Genomic DNA, 25,758 nt, shown 5'->3' with positions numbered 1-25,758 from the left:
GCCTCCGGCGGCCTACTGGCCGGCGGCGGGGGCGGAGCGCGCGACGAGGCGCTCGACCGCGGCGATCGGGATGCCGATCCAGTCGGGCCGGTTGCGGCTCTCGTAGATCGCCTCGTAGACGGCCTTGTCGATCTCGAACGCGTCGAGCAGCGCCCGCTGGGCCCGCACGTCGACCCCCGACGAGGCGACGTAGCCGTCGACGAACGCGGCCCGGGCGTCGTGCGCCCAGGTGCCGACGTCGACGGGCGGCGTCTGCTGCGCGAGCGACCCCGCGACGTAGTCGAACGACCGCAGCATGCCGGCGACGTCGCGCAGGGCGAGGTCCGGGCGCGAGCGCTCGGGCATCGGCCGCAGGGGCTCGCCCTCGAAGTCGAGCAGCGTCCAGCCGCGCGTCGGCGACTGGAGCGCCTGGCCGAGGTGCAGGTCGCCGTGGATGCGCTGGAGTCGCGGCCACGTGAGCGCACCGGCCGCGTCGTAGACCCGCAGGATGGCGTCGGCGTGCGGCGCGATCTCGGGCACCTCGCGGGCGGCCGTCGTGATGCGGCGCCGCATGCTGACGAGGGCGCCGTCGACGGCGTCCTGGTCGGCCTCGACGGTGCCGAGCTGGCGGGCCAGCGTGGCGTGGACCTCGGCCACGGCGACGCCGAGGTCGTGGGCCTCGGTCGTGAAGCCGCGCCCGGCGGAGGCCGCGTCGAGGGCGACGCGCCAGGCGTCCTCCGAGCCGGCCAGGAACTCCTGCGAGAAGGCGAGGTGGCCGCTCGCGACGCCGCCGTCGCGGCCCGGGTCGGGCCAGGTGGCGTGCAGCGAGCCGAAGGTCGTCGGCACCCGGGTGCTGCCGCCCTCGGTGAGCGCCGCCTGCGTCGTCACGTCGGGGTTGTCGCCGTGGTGCAGCACGCGGAACACCTTGGCGATGGCGTGCTCGACGGGGCCGCCGGCGACGTCGTAGATGATCGACGTGTTCGACTGCTCGCCCGAGAGCACGCGCGAGCGGGTGACGGTGCCGGCGGCGACGTGGAGCGTGCCGTCGACCGCGACGTCCGAGCCGTCGACGTGGCTCGTCGACGACAGCAGCTCGAAGAGGTGCCGCGCGTACGCCGGGTCGTGGGGGGCGTCGTAGAGGTAGAGGTCGTCGGCCGAGCCGATGAAGGCCGCGTCGCCGCCGGGGAGGGGGCTGCGCCGGGCCACGACGGGCACCTGGTAGAGCACGGGCACGTCGGGGGCCTCGTCGATGACGAGGAGCGTGATCGCGAGCACGCCGTCGAGGTCGGCCTCGAACGACCCGATCACCCGGATCGCGGGCGTGCGCCCCTTCGTCGCGTACCAGCGCTGTCGCGCCATCCAACCAGCCAGACTCGGGGCGACATCGCTCATGACCCCGACAGTACGCCGAGCGGCGGGGCGGCGGCCCGCTCGGCGTCGGCGCGGGCCCGTTCCGCGTCGGCGCGGGCCCGCTCCGCGTCGGCGCGGGCCCGGCCGATCGACTACAACGGGGTGATGACCGGCACGGAGCAGATCGAGATCGAGCGCAAGTACGACGTCGACGACGGGGCCGTGGTGCCCGACCTCGTCGGTGTCGGGGCCGGGGGAGGCGCGGGTCGCGCCCTCGAGGTCGCGCGCGTCGTGCTCGACCCGGCCGCCTCGCTCTCGGCGACCTACCACGACACGCCCGACCACCGCCTCCTCGGGGCCCGGGTGACGCTCCGACGTCGCACCGGGGGGCACGACGCGGGCTGGCACCTCAAGCTTCCGCCGGAGGTCGCCGGCCGCGGGCGACGCGAGGTGCACCACCCGCTGGGCGCGGACGACGAGCCGGTGCCCGCCGAGCTGCTCGACCGGGTCGCGGCGCTGCTCGGGACCGGGGGCGGCTGCGGCGGGGCGCCCCCGCTGCAGCCCGTCCTCCTGCTCGAGACCCGACGTGCGGCCCACCACCTGCTCGACCACGACGGGCGCGAGCTGGTCGAGGTCGCCGACGACGTGGTGAGCGCGACGCGCGCGGCCGACGGGCGGGTCCGCGCCTGGCGCGAGTGGGAGGCCGAGCTCGGCCGAGGCGTCGACGGCCCCGAGGGCGACGCCCTGCTCGACGCGCTCGCGCCGCGGCTGCGCGCCGCCGGGGCCCGGCCCTCGGCGCACCGCTCCAAGCTCGCCCTCGGGCTCGGCGACTGACCCGGCGACGGTCCTGCGGCAGGCCCGCTCAGCCCCTCGACGCAGCCCGGGCGTCGAGCAGGGCGACGATCTTCTGCACCGTCGCGTCGTTCCGGGCCGTGACCGTCGTGGGCAGCCCCCGCCACCACGCGGCAGGCACGGGCGACCCCGTCACCCCGGCGGGCAGCCACTGGTAGACGGCGTCCGGAGCGACGACCATCTCCTCGTCGCCGAGGTCGACGGCGGGAGGCGCGGTGCCGGCGAGCGCGCCGGGCACCTCCGCGACCGCCACCGAGACCCGCGCGGGCGGGCGGTCGTCGCGCCGGAGCGGGTTCGCGGCGGCGAGGGCGCGGAAGGCGTCGCCCGTGAGCACGAGCACGGCCGCGTCGACCCCGGTGGCCGCCGCGACGGCGGCCCGGAGCTCGGCGGCGACGTCGCCGGCCCGGTCGGTCGGCACGCCGGCGACGAGGTTCCCGCTGGCGAGCACGGTGGCCGGGGCCACGAGGCCGAGGCCCGCAGCGACGGCCCGCAGGTCGGCCATGCCGACCCGCTTCGCCGTGCCGACGTTGATGCCCCGCCAGAGGGCGACGTGGTCGACGGCGCCCGCCGCCGGGGCGGGCGCGTCAGCCTGCTGCCCGGCCGTCAGCCGGCCGTCGCCCGTGCCCTCGCCCACGACCGAGCCCCCGCGCCTCCGTCTCCTCCGCGCCTCAGGCCCGCCCGAGCACGTCGAGCAGCCAGGCGAGCTCGAAGGCCCGCTCGCGCCACGACTCGTACCGGCCGCTGACGCCGCCGTGGCCGGCCGACATCTCCGTCTTGAGCAGCACCGGTGCGCCCACGTCGCGCAGCCGGGCCGTCCACTTGGCGGGCTCGACGTAGAGCACGCGGGTGTCGTTGAGCGACGTGACCGCGAGGATGCGCGGGTAGCGCACGCCCTCCCGCACGTTCTCGTAGGGCGAGTAGCCGCGCATGTACTCGTAGACCTCGGCGTCGTGCAGGGGGTCGCCCCACTCGTCCCACTCGATGACGGTCAGCGGCAGGTCGGGGTCGAGGATGCTCGTCAGGGCGTCGACGAACGGCACGGCCGCGACGATGCCGGCGAACAGCTCGGGCGCGATGTTGGCGACCGCGCCCATGAGCAGGCCGCCGGCGCTGCCGCCCTCGGCGACGAGCTGCTCGGGCGTGGTGCGCCCCTCGGCGACGAGGTGGCGGGCGACGTCGACGAAGTCGGTGAACGTGTTCGTCTTCGTCAGGGTCTTGCCCTGCTCGTACCAGGCGCGGCCCATCTCGCCGCCGCCCCGCACGTGGGCGACCGCGAACACGACGCCGCGGTCGAGCAGCGAGAGGCGCGCGACGCTGAAGCCGGGGTCGATGCTGTGCTCGTACGAGCCGTAGCCGTAGAGGTGCAGCGGCGCGGGCTCGCCGGGCGTCACGGCGTCGCGCCGCCAGACGAGCGAGATCGGCACGCGCGTGCCGTCGGCCGCCGTCGCCCACTCGCGGGCCTGCTCGTAGTCGGCGGGGTCGTACCCGCCGAGCACGACCTGGCGCTTCAGCAGCCGGCGCTCGCCCGTGCGCACGTCGAGGTCATAGACCGTCGACGGCGTGACGAACGAGGCGTAGCCGAAGCGCACGGTGGGCTGCGCGAACTCGGGGTTGCCGCCCGCGCCCGCCGCGAAGAGGGGCTCGTCGAACTCGACCTCGACGAGGTCGCCGTAGCCGTCGGGGCCGAGCGGCAGCACGGAGAGCCGGGGCAGCGCCTCGCGGCGGTGCTCGACGACGAGGTGGCCGGCGAAGGCGTCGACGGACTCGAGACGCACGTCGTCGCGGTGGGCGACGACGACGCGGCGGTCGGTGGCCGAGGTCGGGTCGTCGGCGGGCACGTCGACGAGCTCGAAGTTCTCGGCGCCGTCGTTGTGCACGACGAGCAGGCGGTCGCTGCCGGCGACGACGGCGTGCTCGACGTCGTACTCGACGCCCTCGCGCCGCGGCCACACCACGCGGAACTCCCCGGTCGGGTCGGCCGAGTCGAGCAGCCAGGTCTCGCTGGTGATCTTCGACCCCACGTCGACGACGAGGTACTGGCGGCTCCGCGTGAGGCCCACGCCGATCCAGTAGCGGTCGTCGGGCTCGGTGAAGACGGTGACGTCGTCGCCCGCCCCGCCGACCTCGTGGCGCCAGATGGTGTCGGGGCGCCACGACTCGTCGACCGTCGGGTAGAAGACGAACCGTCCGGTGGCGTCGAAGACGGCGCCGGGGGCGGTGTCGGCGACCCGGTCGGGCAGGTCGACGCCCGTCGTCAGGTCGCGGACGCGCAGCTCGTAGCGCTCGTCGCCGGTGGTGTCGATCGCCCAGGCGAGCAGGCTGCCGTCGGCCGAGACGTCGAAGCTGCCGAGCAAGAAGAAGTCGTGGCCGTCGGCCTCGACGTTGCCGTCGAGCAGCACCTGCTCGCCCGCCGGGGCGGAGTCGGGGCTGATCGTCGGCGGGGTCCAGTCGTCGGCGTCGGCGACGGGCACCCGGCAGTGGATGCCGTACTGGGCCCCCTCGGCGGTGCGCGAGTAGTACCACCACTCGCCCTCCCGCACGGGCACGCCGAGGTCGGTCTCCTGCACGCGGCCCTTGATCTCCTCGAAGATCGTCTCGCGCAGGGCGGCGAGGTGCGCCGTCTCGGCCTCGGTGTGGGCGTTCTCGGCCTCGAGGTGGGCGATGACCTCCGGGTCCTCCTTGGCGCGCAGCCACTCGTAGTCGTCGACGAACTCGTGACCGTGGTGGCGGCGGGTGACGGGCTTCCGGGGGGCGCGGGGCGCGGGGGACGAGGCCATCCGCCCAGCCTAGCCAGCGCTCCCGTCGGAGCGACCCGACCGGGCGCGGGCGGCGGAGCCCGGGAGGCGCGGCTCAGATCTGCGTGTCGCTCGCGGTGATCCCGCCCAGGCGCGGGCGCTCCGGGTACTCGTCGGAGGCGACGTGCACGTCGGCGGGGTCGGGCGCGGCCGCCTCGCGGGCCGCGTCGTCGAGGGCGTCCTGCGTGCCGGCCTTCTCCGGCGCGGCGGCCGAGGAGGCGGTGGGGAGCGTGGCCGTGCCGTCGACGTCCTCTCCGGCGGCGAGGCGGGCGGCGTCGAACTGGGACTGCTCGTCGGCCGCCTCGACGGGGTCGGTCGTGGTGGCGTCGGCGGGGGCGGGGGTCTCGGGTGCGTCGCTCATGCGGCCGACGCTACCCGCGCCTCCCCGCCTCGGTGTCGGCCGGCCCGTCGGCGACGGCGGTCGGCGCCCGGAGCCCCGCGACGGTCGGGCCGAGCCGCGCCTGGCCCGGCTCGAGGTCGGCGATCGCGCGGCGCTGCGAGCGCAGCCGCCGCACGCCGGCGTTGAGCCGGGCGTGCAGCTGCATGAGGTGCAGGCGGTAGAGGTCGGGCGCGTCCTCGCTGTCGTCGAGGAAGGTGTTGCAGGCGAGGGTCATCTCGTTGAGCACGGGCAGCGCCGACGACCGCGGGCGGGTCTGCCGCCGGGCCGAGCGGACGACGCCGCGCAGGCCGCCGATCGAGCGCCGCGCGGTCGCCCAGTCGGGGTCGGCGGTCTCGGCGTCGGGGCTGCGCGTCGGCACGATGCGGTGCAGCACGCGGCGGAAGTGGATCTCGGTGACGAGCTCGTTCAGCGCGGAGGCCTCGGCCCGCCGCGACTCGAGCCAACGCACGAGCAGGTTGGCGCCGAAGGCGGCGCCGGCGCCCACGAAGGCGCCCAGCGTGACGGTGACGACGTCGGTCCAGAGCATGCGGCCAGGCTACGGCCGCCCACCGACAGGGGCCGTCAGCGCGAGGCGGCGTCGATGCGGCCCATCAGCGACCACACCGCGCGGGAGAGCTCCGGGTGCCAGAGGGCCACGCCGCGGAGGAACCGCAGCTCGTCGTCCGCGCCCCCGCCGCCCCCGTAGGGCACGCCGTCGACCCCGCGGGCGTCGGCCCGCAGCGAGATGACCACCTGCTCGTCGACGGTGGGGAGGCCCGGGATGACGTCCCACGGGTCCTCGCCGCCCCGGCAGCGGAGCTCGATCAGGGCCGCCAGCTCGTCGTGGGCCTCGGCGCGCAGCACCTCGAGGCTGCGACCCGCCCCGCGGAACTCGGGCACGCCGCCGCGGAGGGCGTCGGGCGTCTCGGGCATGCCGTCGAGCCTACGCCGGGCAGGCTGACGACCCGGTCGACCGCTAGCCTGCCGACATGGCCTACGACGTGTGCGTCACCTACCTCCTGCGCGAGGTCGACGGGCGCCCGCAGGTGCTGCTCGGCCGCAAGAAGACCGGGCTCGGCGTCGGCTACCACGTCGGCCTCGGCGGCAAGCTCGAGGGCTCCGAGACGCCCGTCGAGGCGGCCGTCCGCGAGATCGCCGAGGAGGCGCGGGTCGAGATGCACCCGGCCGACCTCGAGGCGCGGGGCGAGCTGCTCTACCTCTTCCCGCACCGGCCGGCCTGGAGCCAGCGGTCGTCCGTCTTCGTCGCGCGCCGCTGGCGCGGCGAGCCCGTCGAGACCGACGAGCTCGACCCCGCGTGGCACGACGTCGACGCCCTGCCGCTCGACGCCATGTGGGACGACGCCCGGCGCTGGCTGCCCGGCGTGCTCGCCGGGGGACACGTCGCGGCGACGTACACCTTCGGGGCCGACCTCGCGACGGTCGTCTCGGAGGCCGCCGCAGGCTCGTCCGACCCCCGCTGACCCGTCGGCCACAAGGGGGACACGGGCCTGTCCCTCCCCCTCTCGGGTGTCACCGGGAGAGGGGGCAGACGGCCCCCGCGGCCCTCCGTAGTGTCGAGGGGAGACGTCACACCGGGTGACAGAACGCCCCCACGACCCCCTGCGGAGGACCCCTGTGAGCAGCTACGACGGCCTGGCCCTCGACGCCCCCCGGATCCGCCGCCGGGCCACCGCCTCCTCGCGTCTCCTCTCGGCCGTCCGCACCGCCGCCGTCGTGGTCGCCTGGACCGCCGCCGCCGGCCTGTTCGTCGTCGGAGCCGTCGTCGGGGGACCGGGCATGCTCGTCTCGACGCTCGGCCTCCTCGCCCTGCTGGTCGGGTTCGGGGTCACCGCCCTCGCCTCGGCGAGCGCCGACCGCACCGCCGCCCGCACGCTCGCCGAGCAGCTCGACGGCGCGTCGTGGCAGGGCGTCCACCTCGACGGCGCCCACCGCGGCGGCGTCGACCTCTAGCAGGCCCGCTCAGCCCTGGCGGGCGTCCCGCTCGTCGACCACGCGGACGGGGCGGGTCGGCAGCTCCTCGGCCTCGAGGCCGCCCGCGGCGCCGAACATCATGTCGCCGCCCTCGTCGAGCTGCGCGCGCTCGTCGTCGGGCACGGTGCGGATCGTGCCCGTGTCGGTCGCGACGAGCCCGTGGCGGGCGAGCACCTCGTCCCGCTCCGCGGTGAGGAACTCGCGGTTCGCGGTCTGGGCGTCCGCGAACATGGTCGTCCGCCCCTCGACGATCCGCCGCACGCGCCGGGCCTCCCACCACCGCTTGCCCACGAGCATGAGCACGACGCCGGCCACCGCGTACGAGGCCATCATCGTGAGGCCGCGCGAGTACCCCGGCCCCACGTCGTAGAGCACGCGCTTGAGCATCTCGGTGATCCCGCTGCCCACGACGACGGCGTTCAGGGCGGCGAACGGCTGGGGCATGAACCACGCCGGGTACGCGCCGCCCGACGCGGGCATCGACAGGAAGACGAAGACGATCATCGCGGGCAGCGCGACGAAGCGGCCGACGAAGTAGCTGATGCCGTTGACCGCGAGCCCGATGGCGACGATCCAGGCCCAGCCGAGCAGGGCGAGCTCGGCGAAGTGGCCCTGCACGGCGCCCACCACGGGCCCCGCGAGCAGGTTCGTCACGAGCGAGATGACCGCGGCCCCGACGAGGATCACGGTGACGCGGGTCCGGTGCCGCAGGGGCGCGCCCATGAGCCCGATGAACATGGCGACCATGTAGCCGCCGATGCACCAGGCGAGCATCAGGTAGAGCGAGACCGTGCCGTACTCGTCGTACGCCGGCAGCGGGGCGAGGTCGACGACGGTCGGGGCGTCGCCCTCGGCGGTGAGCACCGGCGTGAGCATCGCGGGGATCAGGGCGGAGACCTGGTACTGGTGGGCGCTCGCCTTGTAGAGCTGCGCGTCGCCGGGGTCGACCGCGACCGCCACCTGCCCGCGGAGCACCGCCTCCTGCGCCGTGTCGAGGTCGTCGTACGAGCGCACGTCGAAGACGCCGGGCTGCGTGTCGTCCAGGTCCGCCTGCAGGGTCGACGCGGCCGACGACGAGCCCACCACGGCGATCGGCACGTCGTGCGGGTGCGGGGCGTGGAAGGCCGCGATGTAGCAGAGGCAGAACCCCACGATGAAGAAGAGCGGCAGCCAGAGCTGCAGGCCGATCAGCTGGAGCGACGGGTGGAGGGTGGAGTACCAGCGGCGGAACGCGCTGACCGGCGGCTTGGGCGTCCCTCCGGTCGCTGCGGCCCCGGCGGTGTCGCCCGCCCCCGTGGTCGTGGCCCCGTCGTCTGCCCGGCCTCGCGTCACGTGTCCTCGTCCTCCTCCGGCGCCGCCGACCCCGCGGCCGACGATCACGCCGCCACGCTACGCCTCACGAGCGCGTGCTCGACACCGCGTTGGTGTCCATCGCGAGCTCCTCGGCGTCGAGGCCGAGCAGCACCTGCCGCATGACCTCCTCGTCGAGCTTCCCGGCGTCGCGCTCGCGCAGCACGACCTCCCGGCGCTTCGCGAGCAGCTCGCGCCGGATCTGGCCGATCGCCCGGGGCACCGCACGCCGTCGGTCGCGCTCGGCGCTCGACGGCTCGCGGTCCTCGGCGTCCTCGAGGGCTCCGCGCCGCAGCGCCTCCGACTGGCGCACGAGCCGCACGGTCGTCGCCTGCACCGCGCGCTCGGTGAGCTCGGGCCCGTAGAGCTCCTCCCACGCGGGGCGGCGGCTCTGGACGTACGCGAGGGTCTCGTCGGTGCTCGTCGTGAGGAGCGCCAGCTGCGCCGCGAGGTCGCGGTCACGCTGCGTGGTGTCCTGCACCCCGAGCCAGCGGATCACGGCCGGCAGCGTCAGCCCCTGCAGCAGCAGCGTCCCCACCGTGACGACGAACGCGATGAGGAACATCGTGTCGCGGGCGGGCACGGGCACGCCGCTGTCGGTCACGGCTGGGATCGACACGACCGCCGCGAGCGTCACCACGCCGCGCATGCCCGTCCACGAGATCACGGTGAGCTGCCGCCGGTCGAGGCGAGGCTGGGGGCGGTACCGCAGGCGGCGCAGTGCCGGCACCCGTCGCAGGCCACGGAGCAGGCGGCCGAGCAACAGGTACCGCAGCACGCGGGCCGCGTAGTAGGTCGCGAAGACGAACGCCGGCCGCACGAGCACCACGACGGCGAGCACGACGAACGCCACCCCGACGCTCTGCCCGAGCCCCCGGTCGCTCGCGGCGACGTCGAGCACGACGGTCTTCAGCTGCAGCCCGATCAGCGCGAAGACGAAGCCCTCGAGCAGCACGTCGGCGGCGGCCCAGAACGGCCGCTCCTGCAGCCGCGTCGCGTAGCCCGTTCGGGGCGAGTTGAAGCCGACGTAGAGGCCGGCGGCGACGACCGCGAGCACGCCCGAGCCGCTGAGCTCCTCGGCGAGGATGTACGCGACGAACGGCAGCAGCAGCCCGATGACGTTCTCGATGACCGGGTCGTCGATCCGCATCCGCACCCGGTGGGCCACGACGCCGAGCACGAGGCCGACCGCGACCCCCACGCCGATCGCGAGGCCGAAGATGCCGAGGTCCTGCCAGAGGGTGAGGGAGGCGCCCCCCACGATCGCGAGGAACACCTTCACCAGCGTCAGCGAGGCCGCGTCGTTGATCAGGCTCTCGCCCGAGAGCACGGTCATCACCTTGCGGGGCAGCCCGAGCTTGCGGCCGATCGCCGCCGCCGACACCGCGTCGGGCGGGGCGACCACGGCGCCGACGAGGATCGCGGCCGGCAGGGTCATGTCGGGGATGAGCAGGTACGCGACCCCGCCGACGACGAACGCCGTCACGACGACGGCGCCGATGCCCAGCCGCTGGATCTGCACGCGGCTCTCGCGGAAGTTCAGCAGCGACACGTCGAGCGACGCCGAGTAGAGCAGGGGCGGCAGCACGACGGTGAGGATCACCTCGGAGTCGATCTCGATGTCGGGCACCCCGGGCACGAACGAGACCAGCAGCGCGACGCCGACCGTGAGCAGGGGCGCGGGCAGGCCCCGCCAGCGCGCGAACGCCGTGACGAGGAGCGAGCCGCTCAGGATGATCAGCAGTTCGGCGAGCTCCATGCGGCGCGGGTCCTCCGGGGTCGTGGGTCGGTGCGGTGCGGTGCGGTGCGGTGCGGTGTGGTGCGGTGGTGCGTGCGGCGGCGGCGCCAGCCGGTCGGCTCGACGCGGCTCGTCGCGGCTCGGTGCAGGGTCTGCACCCAGTCTCGCAGGCGACCGGCGGGAGGCGGCCGGATGAACGACGGGCGTCGCCCGGGCGGCAGCGCCCCGGCGTCCGCGCCCGCGGGTCGTAGGGTCGGGGGATGACCCGTGCCGCCCGACCCGCCCCCGCCGTCGAGGCCGCCGACCTGCTGCGCGACACGACGCACGGCCGGGTGCGCGGCGTGCACGAGCGCGGCGTCGTCGCGTGGCGGGGGATGCCCTTCGCCGCGCCTCCCACCGGCCCGCGGCGCTTCCGGGCGCCCGCGCCCGCGCAGCCCTGGCGGGGCGTCCGCGACGCCGCGCACTTCGGGCCGGCCGCCCCGCAGGACCGCGGCCAGTTCGTCGGCGTCGACGCCACGACGCCGACCGACGAGGACTGCCTGACGATCAACGTCGTCGCCCCCGAGGGCTCCCGCCCGGGCGACGACCTGCCGGTGCTCGTCTACGTGCACGGAGGCGCCTACAGCGTCGGCTCCTCGCGGGAGCACCCGCGGCACGGGGAGGCGCTCGTCCGCGAGGGCGGCATCGTCTACGTGAGCTTCAACTACCGGCTGGGCGCCTTCGGCTACCTCGACTTCACGGCCTGGTCGACGCCCGAGCGGCCGCTGGAGTCGAACCTCGGCCTCCGCGACCAGGTGGCCGCGCTCGAGTGGGTCCGCGACGAGGTCCGCGCGTTCGGCGGCGACCCGGGCGCCGTGACGCTCTCCGGCGAGAGCTCGGGCGGCAACGCGGTGACCACCCTGATGACCGTCCCGGCCGCGCGGGGGCTGTTCCACCGCGCCATCGCCCAGAGCTCGCCGACGAACGCGCTCTACCCGCCCGACGTCACGCGCCGCTGGGCGGGGGAGTTCCTCGAGCTGCTGACCCACCAGGTCAGCGACGACGACCTCGAGTCGACCTCCGTCGAGGACGCCGGGCGGATGCTGGCGGAGGCGCCCGTCGCGGCGGTCGTGCGGGCCTCGGCCGAGCTGCAGCTGCGGACTCCCGACGAGCAGCCCGGCACCATCAGCCTCAGCCCCGTCATCGACGGCGACTTCCTGCCCGAGCGCCCGCTCGACGCCTTCAAGGCGGGCCGCGCGCACCCCGTCCCGCTGATCATCGGTACCAACGACCGCGAGGGCTCGGTCTTCACGGGGCGTCGCGACATCCTCGCGACCACCAAGCCGCGCATCCGCGCGATCTTCGCCGCCACCGAGAAGAAGAGCCGGAAGGCGATCAAGCGGCAGTACCCCGGCCTGCCCGCCGACCGCCGGGCCGCCCTCGACTTCGGGGGCGACTTCGCCTTCTGGTTCCCGACCGTCAAGGTCGCCGAGCGGCACGCCGTGCACCAGCCCGTGTACTTCTACCGGTTCGACGCCGCCCCGCGCATGCTCGCCGTCGCGGGCGTCGACGCCTTCCACGGGCTCGAGCTGATGGCCCTGCACGACCGGATGGGCTCGGCGTTCGGCTGGGCGATGAGCGCCCTCGGCGGGCGCCGGGCCTTCCTGCGGACGGCGGCGCGGATGCGCGCCCGTTGGATCGAGTTCGTGCGGACGGGCGAGGTCGACGGCTGGCCCCCGTACGACCCCTTCCGACGGCGCACCCTGATCATCGACGCGCGCGACCGCGTCGAGCACGACCCCCGGGGCGAGCGCCGTCGGGCCTGGCAGGCGTTCGTGCCGCACATCTGAGCGAGCGGGCGGCCGTGGCCGCCCCCGGCGGCCGACGGGCGGACACCTGTCGTCCACCTGCCTGTACCCCGCCGTCCACCTCCGAGTTGACCGGCGTTCACCATGCTGCGAGAGTTCCCCGGTGGATCTCACGCTCATCGTCGTCCTGGTCATCGCCCTGGCCCTGTTCTTCGACTTCACCAACGGCTTCCACGACACGGCGAACGCCATGGCGACCCCGATCGCGACGGGGGCGATGAAGCCCAAGGTCGCGGTCACGGTGGCGGCGGTCCTCAACCTCGTCGGCGCCTTCCTCAGCACCGAGGTCGCCAAGACCGTGTCGGGCGGCATCATCCGCGAGGGCGACGGCGGCGTGCAGATCTCGCCCGAGATGATCTTCGCGGGGCTGATCGGCGCCGTCGTCTGGAACATGATCACCTGGCTGCGCGGCCTGCCCTCCAGCTCGTCGCACGCGCTCTTCGGCGGGCTCATCGGCGCCGCGGTCGTCGGGGCGGGGGTCAGCTCGGTCGACTTCTCGGTCGTGCTCTCGAAGGTCGTGCTGCCGGCTCTCCTCGCGCCGCTGATCGCCGGCCTCGTCGGCTACACCGCCACCCGTCTGGCCTACACGATCACGCGCCGCCGCGACGACAAGAGCGAGCGCGGGGGCTTCCGCTACGGCCAGATCTTCACGTCGTCGCTCGTCGCCCTCGCCCACGGCACCAACGACGCGCAGAAGACGATGGGCGTCATCACGCTCACCCTCATCGCCTCGGGCGCCCTCGGCGCCGGCAGCGGCCCGCCGCTCTGGGTCGTCGTGGTCTGCGCCTTCGCGATCGCCCTCGGCACCTACACCGGCGGCTGGCGCATCATCCAGACCATGGGCGGCGGGCTCACCGAGGTCAAGCCGACGCAGGGCTTCGCGGCCGAGGCGTCGACGACGGCCACGGTGCTCGCCTCGAGCCACCTCGGCTTCGCGCTGTCGACGACGCAGGTCGCCAGCGGCTCGATCATCGGCGCGGGCCTCGGGCGCCGCGGCTCGAAGATCCAGTGGAGCACGGCCGGCAAGATCGTCGCCGCCTGGTTCATCACGCTCCCCGCCTCGGCCGCCGTCGGGGCCGTCGCTGCCTTGATCGCGACCCTCGGCACGCCCGGCCTGGTCGTCGACGCGGTGGTGGGCGTCGTCGTGATCGGCGGCATCTTCCTGCTGTCGCGGCGCCGTCCGCACGAGCAGGGCGCGGCGATGGAGGTCGACGTCGCCGCGACCAGCGTGCTCTCCCGCCGCCGGGCCCGACGGCTCGAGAAGAAGGGCCGCGTCGACACGCCGGCCTCCGGCGTCGAGGCCCCGTTCGTGCGCCTCGACGAGGCGGCCCCGACCGTCGCCCCGCGCGGCACGCTCTCGGGCGGCCCCCGCCCCGACAAGGAGGAGGACCGATGATCGACTGGTCCGCGTTCGTCGTCGTCGCGCTCGTCTCGCTGTTCTCGGCGGCCGCGCTCGTCAGCCTGTACTCGCTGGGCCTGCGGCTCGTGACGCTCGAGGGCCGCAGCACGGCCCGCGCCGCGGCCGGGTACGCCTGCTTCGTGGTCTGCGCCCTCGGCGTGCTCTACGGCATCTACCTCATCGTGCCCGGACTGCACGGCTGAGGTCGCCCCGCCGACGGCCTGCACGGCGAGAGGGCCCCGACGTCGACGACGTCGGGGCCCTCTCGGTCGTGCCGGAGGCGCGGGTCAGCTCGTGCGCACCGGCCCGGTCGGCAGCGCCACGCGCTCGTACTCCGGCTCGCGCCGCGGGATGGCGAGGGCGAGCAGCACGCTGACCAGGGCGACCGCCCCGCCGAGCACGAAGGTGAGGCGGAAGCCCGCCTCGGTCGGCACGGACGCGTCGCCGAACGGCACGGAGTTCGCGGTGAGCAGCAGGCCGACGACGGCCGAGGCGCTCGTGGTGCCGAGCGACCGCATGAGGGTGTTGAGGCCGTTCGCGGCGGCGGTCTCGGTCGCGGGCACCGCGTGCATGATGAGCGTCGGCATGGCCGCGTAGGCGAGCCCGATGCCGAAGCCGATCAGCACCGAGACGAGCACGATCTGCCACACCTCGCGGAAGGCGAGGGCCGCGACCGCGTAGCTGACGACGATGATGGCGCCGCCGACCACGAGGCACAGCCGGGCGCCGAACCGGGCGGTGGCCCGGGCGGCGACCGGGGCCATGAACATCATCACGACGCCGGAGGGCGCGAGGCAGAGCGAGGCGACCATGACGGTCTGGCCGAGGCCGACCCCGGTCTCGGCGGGCAGCTCGAGCAGCTGCGGCAGCGAGACGTTGCTGCCGAAGAGCGCGAAGCCGAGGGCGACCGACGCCAGGTTGGTGAGCAGCACCGCGGGCCGGACGGCGACGCGGAGGTCGACGAGGGGGCTCGCGACGCGCAGCTGGTAGGCGCCCCACGCGACGAGCACGACGAGGCCCGCGAGGCCGGAGACGAGCGTCGAGGTGCTCGCCCAGCCCCAGTCGTTGCCCTTCGAGACGGCGAGCAGCAGGCCGGTGAGGCCGACGGCGAGGCCGACGGCGCCGGGGAGGTCGAACCGCCCGGGGGTCTTGAGGGTGCTGACGGGCACGAGCGTCGCCACGAGGGCGAAGACGACGACGCCGAGGGCGGCGGCCGTCCAGAACAGCACGTGCCAGTCGAAGGTGACCGAGATGTACGCGCTGAGCGGCAGGCCGATCGCGCCGCCGAAGCCGAGGGTGGCGCTGACGAGCGCCACGGCGCCGCCGAGGCGCTCGGCGGGCAGGGTGTCGCGGAGGATGCTGATGGCGAGCGGGATGATGCCGAGCGCCGTTCCCTGCAGGGCGCGGCCGACGATCAGCGGCACCAGCTCGGAGGTCGTGGCGGCCACGACCGAGCCGAGCACCATGACGACGACGAGCACGAGCACGATGCGGCGCTTGCCGTAGAGGTCGCCGAGGCGGCCGGCGATCGGGGTCACGACGGCGCCGGCGAGCAGGGTGGCCGTGATGATCCAGGTGGTGTCGGCCGGGTCGGCGTCGAGCAGCTCCGGGAACGACGGCACGATCGGGATGACGAGCATCTGCATGAGCGCCGCCACCATGCCCGAGAAGGCGAGCACGGCGATCACGACGCGGGGGTCGCGGGTGCGCGTCAGCCGGGCGCGCTCCCGGGCGCGGCGCCGGTCGCCCGGCTCCGCGGAGGGCCCGGGGGAGGCGCCGGTCGCGTCGGCCTGCGAGGCCGAGCGGGAGGGGGCCGTGGGGGTGGGGTCGCCCGGCTGGGCGTCGTCGTGGGTCAGCGTCATCTGTCTTCTCGGCAGGGGCCCGGAGGCGGCGGTGGAGCGGGTCGAGGTGCAGGCACTGCAACGTTCGCCGGCGAGAGAAGCTTCCCACGAGTTCGGGTGGTGACCGACAGCTGTCGATCATCGCCCGGAGTCCCGACCCGCGCCTCCTCGCCTCGCTAGGCTCGGCAGGGCCGACCACCGCAGCTCACGAGGCCGCGGGGCGCACGACGACGGAGGCACGACGACCGTGACGACTGACGACCGATCCCCCCTCGACGCACCCGACGCGGCCCCGCCGCTGCTCGAGGGCGCTCCCCAGCCCGGGCCCGAGCACGAGGCCGGGCCCGCGGCCGCCGCCTCGGCCGGGCGCACCCGCCGTGCCGCCCGGGCCGCCACCCGGGTCGAGAGCGACTCGCTCGGCAGCCGCGAGGTCCCCGCCGACGCCTACTGGGGCATCCACACCGCCCGGGCGCTCGAGAACTTCCCGATCAGCATGCGGCCGATCTCGGTCTACCCCGACCTCGTCGTCGCCCTCGCGCTCGTCAAGCAGGCGGCCGCCCGGGCGAACGTCGAGATCGGCGTGCTCGACGAGCGCAAGGCCGCGGCGATCGATCAGGCCTGCGTCGAGATCCGCGGCGGGGCGCTGCACGACCAGTTCGCGGTCGGCGTCATCCAGGGAGGCGCGGGCACGAGCACGAACATGAACAGCAACGAGGTGATCGCGAACCGCGCCCTCGAGCTGCTCGGCCACGGCAAGGGCCAGTACGAGCACCTGCACCCGATCGACGACGTGAACCGCAGCCAGAGCACGAACGACACGTACCCGACGTCGGTCAAGATCGGCATGGTGCTCACGCTGCGCCGCCTGCTCGACGAGCTCGACCTGCTCGCGACGGCCTTCGCCACGAAGGGCGCCGAGTTCCACGACGTGCTCAAGGTGGGCCGCACCCAGCTGCAGGACGCCGTGCCGATGACCCTCGGGCAGGAGTTCGTCGGCTTCGCGCACACCCTCGGCGAGGACGTGCAGCGGCTGCGCGACGTCGTGCCGCTGCTCGGCGAGATCAACCTCGGCGCGACCGCGATCGGCACGGGCATCACCGCCGACCCGCTCTACGCCGAGGCCGTGCGCCGCCACCTCGGCGAGCTCAGCGGCATGGAGCTCGTCACGGCGCCCGACCTCATCGAGGCGACGAGCGACACGGGCGTGTTCATGACCCTCAGCGGGGCGCTGAAGCGCAGCGCGATCAAGCTCTCGAAGATCTGCAACGACCTCCGGCTGCTGTCGTCGGGCCCGCAGGCCGGCATCGGCGAGATCACGCTGCCGCCGCGCCAGGCCGGGTCGTCGATCATGCCGGGCAAGGTCAACCCGGTCATCCCCGAGGTCGTCAACCAGGTGGCCTTCTCCGTGGCCGGCGCCGACGTCACCGTGACGATGGCCGCCGAGGCGGGGCAGCTCCAGCTCAACGCCTTCGAGCCGGTCATCGCGCACTCCGTGATGCAGAGCCTGCAGTGGATGACGGCGGCCTGCCGCACCCTCCGGGTCAACTGCGTCGACGGCATCGAGGCGAACCGCGCCCGGCTCAGCCAGCAGGTCGACACCAACGTGGGCAGCGTGACGGCGCTGACGCCCTACATCGGCTACTCGGCCGCCGCCTCCATCGCGCACACGGCCCTCACGACGAACGCCTCGATCTCGACGCTCGTCGTCGCGGCGGGGCTGATGAGCGAGGAGCAGGTCCGCAAGGTGCTCTCGCCGGCGCGGCTCTCGGGCCTCGAGGCGGTCACGAGCGCCATCCCGGTGATCGACGTCGACGCCGACCCGGTCGAGGCCGTCACGCGCCTCGCCGCCGAGTCGGGCGCCCGCGACCCGGGCGACGAGACCGCGGGCTGACGCGGGGGCGGCCGGCCTCAGTCCGTCTCGACCTCGGGCTCGTCCTCGTGCCCGAAGGCGCGCCGGAGGGTGCCCTCGCCGATCAGGCGTCCACCGCGCAGCTGGAGGTGCCGCAGCTCGTCCGCGTCGAGCACGCCGCCGTTCTCGCGGAGCGACCGCTCGCGGATGGCGCGCCCGACCCGGACGTCCCACGCCGAGTTGCGGGCGAGGATGTGGTTGCGGGCGGTGTCGCGCATCGGCAGGGGGATGACCTCCTCGGCCTGCAGGCCCCGGCGCAGCTGCCGCATCCGCAGCACCTCGCTGTCGAGCTCGCCGCCGATGACGAGCACGAAGTTGCTGATGTACGAGTAGAGCAGCACGACGATGACCATGCCGAGCCAGCCGTAGAAGCGGTCGTAGTTCGAGAAGGTGGTCACGTAGAGGGCGAACCCGACGGTGCAGATCGCCCAGATCCCGAGGGCGAACATGGCCCCGTACGACACCCACCGCAGGCGGGGAGGCCGCACGTTGGGCGTGAAGTAGTAGAGCATCGCGACCGCGAAGACCGCCAGCGCGACGAGCACCGGCCACTTGAGCACGTTCCAGAGGGTGAGGAAGGGCTCGCCGAACCCGACGGCGTCGCCGATGCCGCGGGCCAGGGTCGGCGTGACGAGGAGGATCGTCGCGATGACGGCGAACGACACCATCAGCACGAGCGTGACGATCATCATGTGGCCCCGGAACTTCCAGATCCGGCGCCCCTCCTCGACGTCGTAGGCCGTGTTCATCGCGCGGCCGAAGGCCGTCGTGTACGACGAGAGCGACCACAGGGTCAGCCACAGCCCGATGCCGAACGCGACGCCGGGGTTCGAGAGGCTGAGCATCTGCTCCAGCGGGCCGCGGAGGGTGTCGACGGCCGACGGGGTGAGCACGTAGCGGGCGACCCCCAGGATCTCGTCCACCGCCTCCTCGCCCTCCTGGAAGAGCGCGACGCCGGAGACGAGCGCCAGGGCGGTCGGCAGGATCGACAGCGTCGAGAAGAAGGTGAGGGCCGCGGCGGCGTCGATGGTGCGGTGCCGCAGGAAGTCGTGCCACACCCGCATGACGACGTAGCGGGTGAGCGACGGGTTCTCCGGCAGGGACCTCGTCGACGGCATCCCCCGAGGGTACCGCCGCGGCGCGCCCTCCCCGTGCCGGGTGCGTAGGGTCGTGCCATGACCTGGACCGACCCTCGCGGGCAGCAGCCCTGGCCCCACGACCCCCAGCGCCCCGTGGTCTCGAACCCCGACCCGGTCTGGTACCCCGTGCAGCCCGTCTTCACCCAGGCGCCCCCGCGACGCCGCGTGGCGAGCGCCGTCTCGCTGGCGGTCGGCTTCACCGTGATCGGCGTGTTCGCGCTCGCCGTGGTCGTCTACTTCCTGCTCTTCCTGCAGCCCGCCGTCATCGTCGCAGCGAGCGTCCTAGCCTTCGTGCCGCTCGCCATCGTGCTGACCGGCATCTGGCTCGTCGACCGCTGGGAGCCCGAGCCCCGCGTGGCCCTCCTCTTCGCCTTCCTGTGGGGAGGCGCTGTGTCGGTGGGCACGGCCCTGATCGTCGACCTCGTGGTCGGCTCCGTCCAGTCGCTCGTCGGCATCGGCGCGTCGAGCGGGTCGGACGTGCTCGGCGCGGTCGTCCAGGCGCCGATCGTCGAGGAGGCCGCCAAGGGCTTCGGCGTGCTGCTCGTGCTCTGGATCTTCCGTCGCCACTTCGACGGGCCGGTCGACGGCATCGTCTACGCGGCGACCGTCGCGGCCGGCTTCGCCTTCGTCGAGAACATCCAGTACTTCGCGGTCCAGGTGACCGACGACCTGTTCAGCGGCAGCCAGGGGCTGGTCTTCGTCTTCGTCGTGCGGGCCCTGATGTCGCCGTTCGCCCACGTCATGTACACGGCGTGCACGGGCATCGCGCTCGGCTACGCGGCCCGGCGCACCGGCCCCTACGGCGCGATCGGGTTCTACTTCCTCGGGCTCGTGCCCGCGGTGCTGCTGCACGCGCTCTGGAACGGCGCCCTCGTCGTGGTGGGCGACTCCTTCTTCGTCTACTACCTGCTGGTGCAGGTGCCGATCTTCCTGGCGATGATCGGTCTCGTGGTCTTCCTGCGCCGCAACGAGCGGCGCGTGACGCACGCCCGTCTCGCGGAGTACGCGGCCGTGGGCTGGTTCAGCGCCGACGAGGTCGCGATGCTCTCGACCTCGGCCGGTCGTCGCCGGGCCCGCCGCTGGGCGGCGGCGGCGGGGGTGGGGCCGGCCATGAAGCGCTTCGTCTCCGACGCCACCCGCCTGGCGTTCACCCGCCAGCGGATGGTCAAGGGCAGCCGCGGCGGCGACCCGTCGGCCCAGCGCGACGAGGGCGAGCTGCTGACGGCGCTCGCCCGCAGCCGGGCGGCCCTGCAGGCGCCGACCACGGCCTTCGTGGGCCACGCCCCGCGGCCCGAGCTGCCCCCGACGCAGGCCAGCTGGGGCGCTCCGCCCGCCGGCGGCGGGCAGGGCTCGTACTGGCAGGGCGGTCAGCCCGGCGGCCCGGCGCCGCAGACCGACCCGTGGGGTCGGCCGGTCCCGCCGCCGCACTGGTGAGGGGCGGGGCGGTCACGGTGGTGGCCGCCACGGCGTCGGGTGCTACGGCGTCGGGTGCGCGGCGTCGTAGCGGCCGAACGAGGGCGTGAGCCGGGCCGCGACGACCATCAGCACCACGATCAGCGCCCCGCCGAGCAGCGGCGGCCAGGCGACGCCGGCCACGGCGACGAGCCCGACGAAGAGGTCGCCGACCCGGGGCCCGCCCGTCACCACGACGATGAAGATGCCCTGGAGGCGCCCCCGCATGGAGTCGGGCGCCGCGGCCTGCAGGATGGTCGAGCGGAAGATCGAGCTGACGTTGTCGGCCGCCCCCGCGCCGGCCAGCGCCAGGGCCGCCGCCGCGAGCGGCAGGAGGTCGGCCTCGGCCAGGCCCTCGGTCAGGCCGCCCGACCCGTGGCCGGGGGCGAGCAGCAGCACGAGACCGAAGGCGAGCACGAACCCGCCGTAGACCGCGATGGCCCGCTGCACGGCGCGCCCCTGGAGGCGCACGTGGCCGAGGCGGCCGCTGAACACGCTGCTGAGCAGCGCCCCGACGGCGTACGAGGCGGTGAGGACGCCGACCGTCACCGCGCCTCCTCCGATCACCACGGCCCCGACGACGGGGAAGAGCACGCGGGGCTGGCCGAAGGTCATCGCGACGATGTCGAGCACGAACGTGGTGCGGATGTTGGGGGAGCGGCGGAGGAAGCGCATGCCCACCATCAGCGAGGAGAGCCCCGGCCGCTGCGTCTCGCCCTCGGGCCGGATCGGCGGCAGGGTGACGATGCCGAGGAAGGCGGTGCTGAACAGGACGACGTCGACCGTGTACGTCAGCGGGAAGCCGACGCCGGCGACGAGGATGCCCGCCAGCGCCGGGCCCACCGTCAGCATGAGGCCCGTGCCGATCCCGCTGAGGGCGGAGGCGGCGGGCAGCAGCGAGGCCGGCAGGAGGCGCGGGATGATCGAGGCTCGGGAGGTCGCGATCATGGTGCCCGCGACCGCGTTGACGCAGGTCAGCGCGTAGAGCAGCACCACCTCGCGGAGGCCGAACCAGGCGTGCAGCGCGATCGCCCCGGTCGAGAGCCACGCGAACACGGCCGCGACGAGCGCGACCTTCCGTCGGTCGAAGGCGTCGGCGAGCATGCCGCCGTAGAGGCCGGCGAGGATCATCGGCACGAGCGAGACGACGCCCACGAGGGCGACGGAGAACGTCGACCGCGTGATCTCGTAGACCTCGAGCCCGACGGCCACGAGGGTGAGCTGCGTGCCGATGCCGCTGATGGTGTTGCCGACGAACAGCCGGGCGAAGGCCGGGCTCGCCCGGAGCGGGGTCGTGTCGACGAAGAGCGGCCGGCGCGCCTCGGCGGCCTTCGGGGCGCCCTCGGTCGGCGCGGTCTCGGGGGCGGGGTCTGGAGTGGACAAGCCTCCATCATCGTCCACCCGCGCGCACCGTGGTGCCGGGGTCGGGTGCTTGGATGGGAGGCATGACACACGACCCCCAGACCAAGCCCGAGATCGACGCCCCCACCGGCCCGGCCCCCGCCGACCTCGAGATCAGCGACATCACCGTCGGCGACGGCGCCGAGGCCCAGCGCGGCTCGACCGTCGACGTCCACTACCTCGGCGTCGAGTTCGACTCCGGCGAGGAGTTCGACTCCTCGTGGAGCCGCGGCGAGTCCGTCAACTTCCCCCTCGCCGCGCTCGTGCAGGGCTGGCAGGAGGGCATCCCCGGCATGAAGGTCGGCGGTCGCCGCCAGCTCGTCGTCCCGCCGCAGCTCGCCTACGGCCCCGCCGGCAGCGGCCACCCGCTCTCGGGCAAGACCCTGATCTTCGTCATCGACCTCCTCGGCGTCAGCTGATGGCCCTGCGTCCCGCCCCGTCGGTCGGCCTGGCCGACGGGCACACGATCCCCGCGCTGGGGCTCGGCACCTACGGCATGGACGGCGACGAGGGCGCGGCGCAGGTCGCCGGCGCGATCGAGTCGGGCTACCGCCTGCTCGACACCGCCCTCAACTACGGCAACGAGGGCGCCGTCGGCGAGGCGATCCGTCGCGTCGACGTGCCCCGCGACGAGCTCGTCGTGACGACCAAGCTGCCCGGCCGCCACCACGGCTACGAGGAGGCCCTGGCCAGCTTCGAGGAGAGCCGGGCGACGCTCGGCGTCGACGTCGTCGACCTCTACCTGATCCACTGGCCGCTGCCCCGGGTCGACAAGTACGTCGACGCGTTCCGCGCCTTCGTGAAGCTGCAGGAGGACGGCCTCGTCCGGTCCGTCGGCGTCTCGAACTTCACCGAGGCCCACCTGCAGCGCCTCGCCGACGAGACGGGCGTCGTGCCCGTCGTCAACCAGGTCGAGCTGCACCCGTACTTCCCGCAGGCCGAGCTCCGCGCGGTGCACGAGCGGATGGGCATCGTCACCGAGAGCTGGAGCCCGCTCGCGAAGCAGAGCGAGCTCCTGACGGAGTCGGTGGTCACCGAGATCGCCCGTGCCCACGGGAAGACGCCCACGCAGGTCGTCCTCCGCTGGCACGTCCAGCTGGGCGCCGTGCCGGTGCCGAAGTCGGCCGACCCCGGCCGGCAGCGCGAGAACCTCGACGTCTTCGACTTCGAGCTCACGGAGGCCGAGGTGGTCGCCATCAGCGGCCTCGAGCGCGGCCGCCTGTGGGACGGCGACCCGGAGACGCACGAGGAGTTCTAGGCCTCCGCCGCGCCTCCGGCACGACCCCGTGACCGCACCGACCCGCACCGGGCCGGTGCGGTCTCGTCGTGCCGGCCGCGGCCCCGGGTGCACCGGGGGTGGAGCCGGGGGGAGTCGCGTGGACGGTAGACTGACGCGCCGACTTTCCCGAGGGGTGCGACCGCCAGTGACATCATCCGAGCTCGACCGCGAACGCTCCTACGTGGGCACGCTCTACGCCCGTCTCGACGAGCTGAAGGAGGACGCCCGCGTGCGCCTCGAGCGCGTCCGTGCCGAGTCCGTGGGCGGCAACCACCAGAGCCGCAGCGAGCGCGACGCCTACGCGCGCCTCTACGAAGACACGATCGCGCAGCTCGGCGCCGTCGACGAGCGCCTCGCCTTCGGCCGCCTGGAGCTCGAGCAGCCGGACGAGCTGGGCCAGGGCGACGCCGTGGCGATGCCCGGCACGGGGGGCCGCTACCGCTACATCGGCCGAATCGGCCTCCGCGACGAGCAGCACCACCCGATCCTGCTCGACTGGCGCGTGCCCGGCGCCAGCGCGTTCTACCAGGCCACGGCGGCGACGCCGATGGGCGCCAGGGCCCGTCGCCACCTGACCCTCGACGGTCGTCGCGTCACGCGCCTGGAGGACGAGGTCTTCGACCCCGAGCTGCTCGACCGCGACGACGTGCAGCTGCAGGGCGAGGGCGCCCTGATGGCGGCGCTCACCGCGCAGCGCACCGGCCGCATGACCGACATCGTCGCGACGATCCAGGCCGAGCAGGACGTCATCATCCGCTCGCCCCTCGACGGCGTGCTCGTGGTCCAGGGCGGGCCCGGCACCGGCAAGACGGCGGTCGCCCTCCACCGCGCCGCCTACCTGCTCTACTCGCACCGCGACCGCCTGCGCGGCTCGGGCGTGCTCGTCGTCGGCCCGTCGCGGTCGTTCCTCCGCTACATCGAGCAGGTGCTGCCGTCGCTCGGCGAGACCGGCGTCGTGCTCTCGAGCCTCGGCGGGCTCTACCCGGGCGTCGAGGCGCAGACCGACGACGCGCCCGAGGTCGCGGCGCTGAAGGGCTCGGCCGAGATGGCCGACCTGGTCCGCCGGGCGGTGCGGTCGCGGCAGGTGCGCCCGACGCAGCCGACGACGATCGACGTCAACGGCGAGCGGCTCGTCGTGCAGCCCGAGCTCGTCGCCGAGGCGATGCGCAAGGCGCAGGAGCGCGGCAAGCAGCACAACGTCGGCCGCGTCACGTTCAACAAGGCGGCCCTCTCGGCGCTGACCCGGCAGCTCGTGGCGCAGATGCGCGACCACGGCACCACCGTCGACGAGTCCGACGAGGCCGTGCTGCGCGAGGACATCCGCCAGACCCACGACGTCAAGGTGCTGCTGAACACCGCGTGGCTGCCCCTCTCGGCCGAGAAGCTGATCGAAGACCTGTACGCGCGCCCGCAGTGGCTCGCGACGATCACCCAGCGCTGGAGCCCGCGCCAGCGCGCCCTGCTGCAGCGGCCCCGCGGCTCGGAGTTCACGATCTCCGACGTGCCGCTGCTCGACGAGGCGGCCGAGCTGCTGGGCGAGTTCCAGGCCGGCGTCGACCCCGAGAGGCTCGCCCGGAAGCAGCAGCGCAAGCGAGACATCGAGAACGCGGAGCGCGCGATCGAGAACATGGGCGTCGAGGGGATGGTCTCGGCCGAGCAGATCGCGGGCGGCTTCGCCGAGCGCGCCGCGTCGATGACCACCGCCGAGCGCGCCGCCGGCGACCGCACCTGGGCCTTCGGCCACGTCGTCGTCGACGAGGCGCAGGAGCTCTCGCCGATGCAGTGGCGCCTGCTCTCGCGGCGCTGCCCGCTGCGCTCCTTCACCGTCGTGGGCGACATCGCCCAGGCGTCGAGCCCCGCCGCGGCCTCCTCGTGGGACGTCGCGCTGCAGAGCCTGCTCGGCCGCCGTCGGGGCTCGTCGGTCGCCGGCACCTCGGCGCCCTGGCGCCTGGAGGAGCTCACCGTCAACTACCGCACGCCGAGCCAGATCGTCGACCACGCCGAGCGGCTGGCGATCGAGGCGGGGCTGCGCATCACGCCCAGCCGCTCCGTCCGGTCGAGCGAGTGGCCCGTGCGCGAGGTCGCCGTCGGGGCCGGGGGAGCAGGGGGAGTCGCGGGTCGTGACGCCCTCGTCGCCGCCGGCGTCGAGGCGGTCGCCGCCGACCGGGCCGTCGACGACTCCGGGACGCTGGCCGTCATCGCCCCGCAGGGCCTCGTGGGCCCGCTCGTGGACAGGCTCGTCGAGCTCTTCCCGGGGCAGGTCGCCCCCGGCACGGCGTCGCTGACCAAGCCGATCTCGGTGCTCAGCCCCGCGACGTCGAAGGGGCTCGAGTTCGACGCCGTCGTGATCGTCGACCCCGAGGGCGTGCGGGCCTCGTCGGCCCGCGGCGCCGCCAGCCTCTACGTCGCGATGACCCGCCCGACGCAGCGCCTCACCGTCGTCGGCTAGCGCGGGGGCTGCGCGAGACCGGCCGCCCGGCGGGCGGCCTCGGCGACCCGGTCGTGGTGGGTGCGCCAGCCCGCCGCGTCGCGGTCGGGCACGTTCGGGTCGCCCGGCCCGGAGCCGAGGCGGCCGTCGACGAGCTCGCGGGCGAGGTCGGCGTGCCCCGCGTGCCGGGCGGTCTCGACGCAGAGGTGCACGAGCACCGTGTGCAGCGTGACCTCCTGCCGGCCCGCCGACCACCACGGCACGAGGCCGGGGGAGTCGAGGTCGAGCTCGCGCACCGTCGCGTCGGCGTGCTCGGCGGAGTGCCGGGCCAGGTCGACGATCGAGGCGCGGCTCTCGTCGGCGGTCGCCCACAGGTCGGCGTCGGGGTCGACCTCGTCGTCCGACCAGGCCGGCGAGAGCGGCGACGGCCGGCCGAAGACGTCGCCGAGGTAGCCGAGCTGCACGAGGGCCGTGTGCTTGACGAGGCCGAGCAGGTTCGTCCCGCTCGGCACGAGCGGTCGACGGGCGTCGTGCTCGTCGAGGCCCTCGAGCTTGCCGAGCAGGTCGCCCCGCTGGCGTGAGAGGTACCGCTGCAGCGTCTCCTTCTGGTCCATGGCCCCAGGGTGCC

Annotated in this window: 23 protein-coding genes; 11 read left to right on the top strand and 12 right to left on the bottom strand. The window is 74.4% G+C overall.

Annotation, left to right across the window (positions count from 1 at the left end; genetic code table 11):
- Positions 1-12 precede the first annotated feature (12 nt).
- Entirely contained in the window at positions 13-1,371 is a 1,359-nt protein-coding gene (locus JOE43_RS13035) for a phosphotransferase (RefSeq protein WP_209518258.1), read from the bottom strand.
- Positions 1,372-1,494: 123 nt separating this feature from the next.
- On the opposite strand from JOE43_RS13035, the gene JOE43_RS13030 reads away from it, so the two are divergent.
- Positions 1,495-2,163 carry a CYTH domain-containing protein gene (locus tag JOE43_RS13030; protein ID WP_209518255.1) on the top strand — a complete coding sequence of 223 codons (669 nt, stop codon included), beginning with the start codon at positions 1,495-1,497 and terminating at the stop codon, positions 2,161-2,163.
- Between the two features lie 28 nt (positions 2,164-2,191).
- On the opposite strand, the gene JOE43_RS13025 is transcribed toward JOE43_RS13030, so the two are convergent.
- The 5 genes from JOE43_RS13025 to JOE43_RS13005 all read right to left on the bottom strand — a co-directional run bounded on the left by JOE43_RS13025 (position 2,192) and on the right by JOE43_RS13005 (position 6,288).
- A complete protein-coding gene (locus JOE43_RS13025; protein WP_209518253.1) occupies positions 2,192-2,815 on the bottom strand; it encodes a DUF1697 domain-containing protein in 624 nt (207 codons plus the stop codon).
- 34 nt (positions 2,816-2,849) lie between these two features.
- Positions 2,850-4,958, bottom strand: a complete 2,109-nt coding sequence (locus JOE43_RS13020) for a S9 family peptidase (RefSeq protein WP_209518251.1) — start codon at positions 4,956-4,958, stop codon at positions 2,850-2,852.
- A gap of 73 nt (positions 4,959-5,031) precedes the next feature.
- Positions 5,032-5,337, bottom strand: coding sequence for a hypothetical protein (locus JOE43_RS13015; protein ID WP_209518249.1), 306 nt, complete (start codon positions 5,335-5,337; stop codon positions 5,032-5,034).
- Between the two features lie 10 nt (positions 5,338-5,347).
- On the bottom strand, positions 5,348-5,902 hold the full coding sequence (locus tag JOE43_RS13010) for a hypothetical protein (RefSeq protein ID WP_192128344.1): 555 nt from the start codon (positions 5,900-5,902) through the stop codon (positions 5,348-5,350).
- A gap of 35 nt (positions 5,903-5,937) precedes the next feature.
- Positions 5,938-6,288: a hypothetical protein gene (locus JOE43_RS13005; protein ID WP_056056289.1), complete on the bottom strand. Its 351-nt coding sequence runs from the start codon at positions 6,286-6,288 to the stop codon at positions 5,938-5,940.
- A gap of 56 nt (positions 6,289-6,344) precedes the next feature.
- Between JOE43_RS13005 and JOE43_RS13000 the strand changes: the two genes are divergently transcribed.
- Both JOE43_RS13000 and JOE43_RS12995 read left to right on the top strand, forming a co-directional pair.
- Complete coding sequence (locus tag JOE43_RS13000) at positions 6,345-6,836, top strand: 8-oxo-dGTP diphosphatase (RefSeq protein ID WP_209518247.1); 492 nt, start codon at positions 6,345-6,347, stop codon at positions 6,834-6,836.
- Between the two features lie 154 nt (positions 6,837-6,990).
- The gene (locus tag JOE43_RS12995) at positions 6,991-7,326 is read left to right on the top strand and encodes a hypothetical protein (RefSeq protein WP_056056285.1); all 336 of its coding nucleotides are present in this window, start codon (positions 6,991-6,993) and stop codon (positions 7,324-7,326) included.
- 9 nt (positions 7,327-7,335) lie between these two features.
- On the opposite strand, the gene JOE43_RS12990 is transcribed toward JOE43_RS12995, so the two are convergent.
- Both JOE43_RS12990 and JOE43_RS12985 read right to left on the bottom strand, forming a co-directional pair.
- Positions 7,336-8,679 (bottom strand): ABC transporter permease, encoded by a 1,344-nt coding sequence (locus tag JOE43_RS12990; RefSeq protein WP_209518245.1) that lies wholly within the window; start codon positions 8,677-8,679, stop codon positions 7,336-7,338.
- A 64-nt stretch (positions 8,680-8,743) separates the two neighbouring features.
- Positions 8,744-10,456: a sodium:proton antiporter gene (locus JOE43_RS12985; RefSeq protein ID WP_209518242.1), complete on the bottom strand. Its 1,713-nt coding sequence runs from the start codon at positions 10,454-10,456 to the stop codon at positions 8,744-8,746.
- 239 nt (positions 10,457-10,695) lie between these two features.
- On the opposite strand from JOE43_RS12985, the gene JOE43_RS12980 reads away from it, so the two are divergent.
- The 3 genes from JOE43_RS12980 to JOE43_RS12970 all read left to right on the top strand — a co-directional run bounded on the left by JOE43_RS12980 (position 10,696) and on the right by JOE43_RS12970 (position 13,884).
- Positions 10,696-12,264, top strand: coding sequence for a carboxylesterase/lipase family protein (locus JOE43_RS12980; RefSeq protein ID WP_192045970.1), 1,569 nt, complete (start codon positions 10,696-10,698; stop codon positions 12,262-12,264).
- Positions 12,265-12,385: 121 nt separating this feature from the next.
- On the top strand, positions 12,386-13,678 hold the full coding sequence (locus JOE43_RS12975; RefSeq protein ID WP_209518240.1) for an inorganic phosphate transporter: 1,293 nt from the start codon (positions 12,386-12,388) through the stop codon (positions 13,676-13,678).
- A complete protein-coding gene (locus tag JOE43_RS12970) occupies positions 13,675-13,884 on the top strand; it encodes a hypothetical protein (RefSeq protein ID WP_056056277.1) in 210 nt (69 codons plus the stop codon). Before JOE43_RS12975 ends, JOE43_RS12970 begins: the two co-directional genes overlap by 4 nt.
- 84 nt (positions 13,885-13,968) lie before the next feature.
- On the opposite strand, the gene JOE43_RS12965 is transcribed toward JOE43_RS12970, so the two are convergent.
- The gene (locus JOE43_RS12965; RefSeq protein WP_245187153.1) at positions 13,969-15,543 is read right to left on the bottom strand and encodes an MFS transporter; all 1,575 of its coding nucleotides are present in this window, start codon (positions 15,541-15,543) and stop codon (positions 13,969-13,971) included.
- A gap of 226 nt (positions 15,544-15,769) precedes the next feature.
- Here JOE43_RS12965 and JOE43_RS12960 point away from each other — a divergent pair, with 226 nt between their 5' ends.
- Positions 15,770-17,413, top strand: a complete 1,644-nt coding sequence (locus JOE43_RS12960) for an aspartate ammonia-lyase (protein WP_307803372.1) — start codon at positions 15,770-15,772, stop codon at positions 17,411-17,413.
- A gap of 17 nt (positions 17,414-17,430) precedes the next feature.
- Here the strand turns inward: JOE43_RS12960 and JOE43_RS12955 are convergent, their stop codons facing one another.
- The gene (locus tag JOE43_RS12955) at positions 17,431-18,549 is read right to left on the bottom strand and encodes a YihY/virulence factor BrkB family protein (RefSeq protein ID WP_209518238.1); all 1,119 of its coding nucleotides are present in this window, start codon (positions 18,547-18,549) and stop codon (positions 17,431-17,433) included.
- Positions 18,550-18,606: 57 nt separating this feature from the next.
- On the opposite strand from JOE43_RS12955, the gene JOE43_RS12950 reads away from it, so the two are divergent.
- Positions 18,607-20,004 (top strand): PrsW family intramembrane metalloprotease, encoded by a 1,398-nt coding sequence (locus JOE43_RS12950; RefSeq protein WP_209518236.1) that lies wholly within the window; start codon positions 18,607-18,609, stop codon positions 20,002-20,004.
- A 42-nt stretch (positions 20,005-20,046) separates the two neighbouring features.
- Here the strand turns inward: JOE43_RS12950 and JOE43_RS12945 are convergent, their stop codons facing one another.
- The gene (locus JOE43_RS12945) at positions 20,047-21,405 is read right to left on the bottom strand and encodes an MFS transporter (protein ID WP_209518234.1); all 1,359 of its coding nucleotides are present in this window, start codon (positions 21,403-21,405) and stop codon (positions 20,047-20,049) included.
- A 62-nt stretch (positions 21,406-21,467) separates the two neighbouring features.
- Between JOE43_RS12945 and JOE43_RS12940 the strand changes: the two genes are divergently transcribed.
- The 3 genes from JOE43_RS12940 to JOE43_RS12930 all read left to right on the top strand — a co-directional run bounded on the left by JOE43_RS12940 (position 21,468) and on the right by JOE43_RS12930 (position 25,151).
- Positions 21,468-21,842 carry an FKBP-type peptidyl-prolyl cis-trans isomerase gene (locus JOE43_RS12940; protein ID WP_056056273.1) on the top strand — a complete coding sequence of 125 codons (375 nt, stop codon included), beginning with the start codon at positions 21,468-21,470 and terminating at the stop codon, positions 21,840-21,842.
- The gene (locus JOE43_RS12935; protein ID WP_185232997.1) at positions 21,842-22,681 is read left to right on the top strand and encodes an aldo/keto reductase; all 840 of its coding nucleotides are present in this window, start codon (positions 21,842-21,844) and stop codon (positions 22,679-22,681) included. The genes JOE43_RS12940 and JOE43_RS12935 overlap by 1 nt, the downstream gene beginning before the upstream one ends.
- 166 nt (positions 22,682-22,847) lie before the next feature.
- Positions 22,848-25,151: a UvrD-helicase domain-containing protein gene (locus tag JOE43_RS12930; protein ID WP_209518232.1), complete on the top strand. Its 2,304-nt coding sequence runs from the start codon at positions 22,848-22,850 to the stop codon at positions 25,149-25,151.
- Here the strand turns inward: JOE43_RS12930 and JOE43_RS12925 are convergent.
- On the bottom strand, positions 25,148-25,744 hold the full coding sequence (locus JOE43_RS12925) for a DinB family protein (protein WP_209518230.1): 597 nt from the start codon (positions 25,742-25,744) through the stop codon (positions 25,148-25,150). The two genes, JOE43_RS12930 and JOE43_RS12925, sit on opposite strands and share 4 nt — an antisense overlap.
- Positions 25,745-25,758: the final 14 nt, after the last annotated feature.

Source organism: Frigoribacterium sp. PvP121, from assembly GCF_017833115.1.
GTDB lineage: Bacteria > Actinomycetota > Actinomycetes > Actinomycetales > Microbacteriaceae > Frigoribacterium > Frigoribacterium endophyticum.
This window is presented reverse-complemented; position numbering and strand designations above follow the sequence as displayed.

What these genes read in the sequence shown, in the direction of transcription:
- JOE43_RS13035 (WP_209518258.1), bottom strand. Translation starts at nt 1,371, where the DNA reads ATGAGCGATGTCGCCCCGAGTCTGGCTGGTTGGATGGCGCGACAGCGC.
- JOE43_RS13030 (WP_209518255.1), top strand. Translation starts at nt 1,495, where the DNA reads ATGACCGGCACGGAGCAGATCGAGATCGAGCGCAAGTACGACGTCGAC.
- JOE43_RS13020 (WP_209518251.1), bottom strand. Translation starts at nt 4,958, where the DNA reads ATGGCCTCGTCCCCCGCGCCCCGCGCCCCCCGGAAGCCCGTCACCCGC.
- JOE43_RS13015 (WP_209518249.1), bottom strand. Translation starts at nt 5,337, where the DNA reads ATGAGCGACGCACCCGAGACCCCCGCCCCCGCCGACGCCACCACGACC.
- JOE43_RS13010 (WP_192128344.1), bottom strand. Translation starts at nt 5,902, where the DNA reads ATGCTCTGGACCGACGTCGTCACCGTCACGCTGGGCGCCTTCGTGGGC.
- JOE43_RS13005 (WP_056056289.1), bottom strand. Translation starts at nt 6,288, where the DNA reads ATGCCCGAGACGCCCGACGCCCTCCGCGGCGGCGTGCCCGAGTTCCGC.
- JOE43_RS13000 (WP_209518247.1), top strand. Translation starts at nt 6,345, where the DNA reads ATGGCCTACGACGTGTGCGTCACCTACCTCCTGCGCGAGGTCGACGGG.
- JOE43_RS12985 (WP_209518242.1), bottom strand. Translation starts at nt 10,456, where the DNA reads ATGGAGCTCGCCGAACTGCTGATCATCCTGAGCGGCTCGCTCCTCGTC.
- JOE43_RS12980 (WP_192045970.1), top strand. Translation starts at nt 10,696, where the DNA reads ATGACCCGTGCCGCCCGACCCGCCCCCGCCGTCGAGGCCGCCGACCTG.
- JOE43_RS12970 (WP_056056277.1), top strand. Translation starts at nt 13,675, where the DNA reads ATGATCGACTGGTCCGCGTTCGTCGTCGTCGCGCTCGTCTCGCTGTTC.
- JOE43_RS12965 (WP_245187153.1), bottom strand. Translation starts at nt 15,543, where the DNA reads ATGACGCTGACCCACGACGACGCCCAGCCGGGCGACCCCACCCCCACG.
- JOE43_RS12955 (WP_209518238.1), bottom strand. Translation starts at nt 18,549, where the DNA reads ATGCCGTCGACGAGGTCCCTGCCGGAGAACCCGTCGCTCACCCGCTAC.
- JOE43_RS12950 (WP_209518236.1), top strand. Translation starts at nt 18,607, where the DNA reads ATGACCTGGACCGACCCTCGCGGGCAGCAGCCCTGGCCCCACGACCCC.
- JOE43_RS12940 (WP_056056273.1), top strand. Translation starts at nt 21,468, where the DNA reads ATGACACACGACCCCCAGACCAAGCCCGAGATCGACGCCCCCACCGGC.
- JOE43_RS12935 (WP_185232997.1), top strand. Translation starts at nt 21,842, where the DNA reads ATGGCCCTGCGTCCCGCCCCGTCGGTCGGCCTGGCCGACGGGCACACG.
- JOE43_RS12925 (WP_209518230.1), bottom strand. Translation starts at nt 25,744, where the DNA reads ATGGACCAGAAGGAGACGCTGCAGCGGTACCTCTCACGCCAGCGGGGC.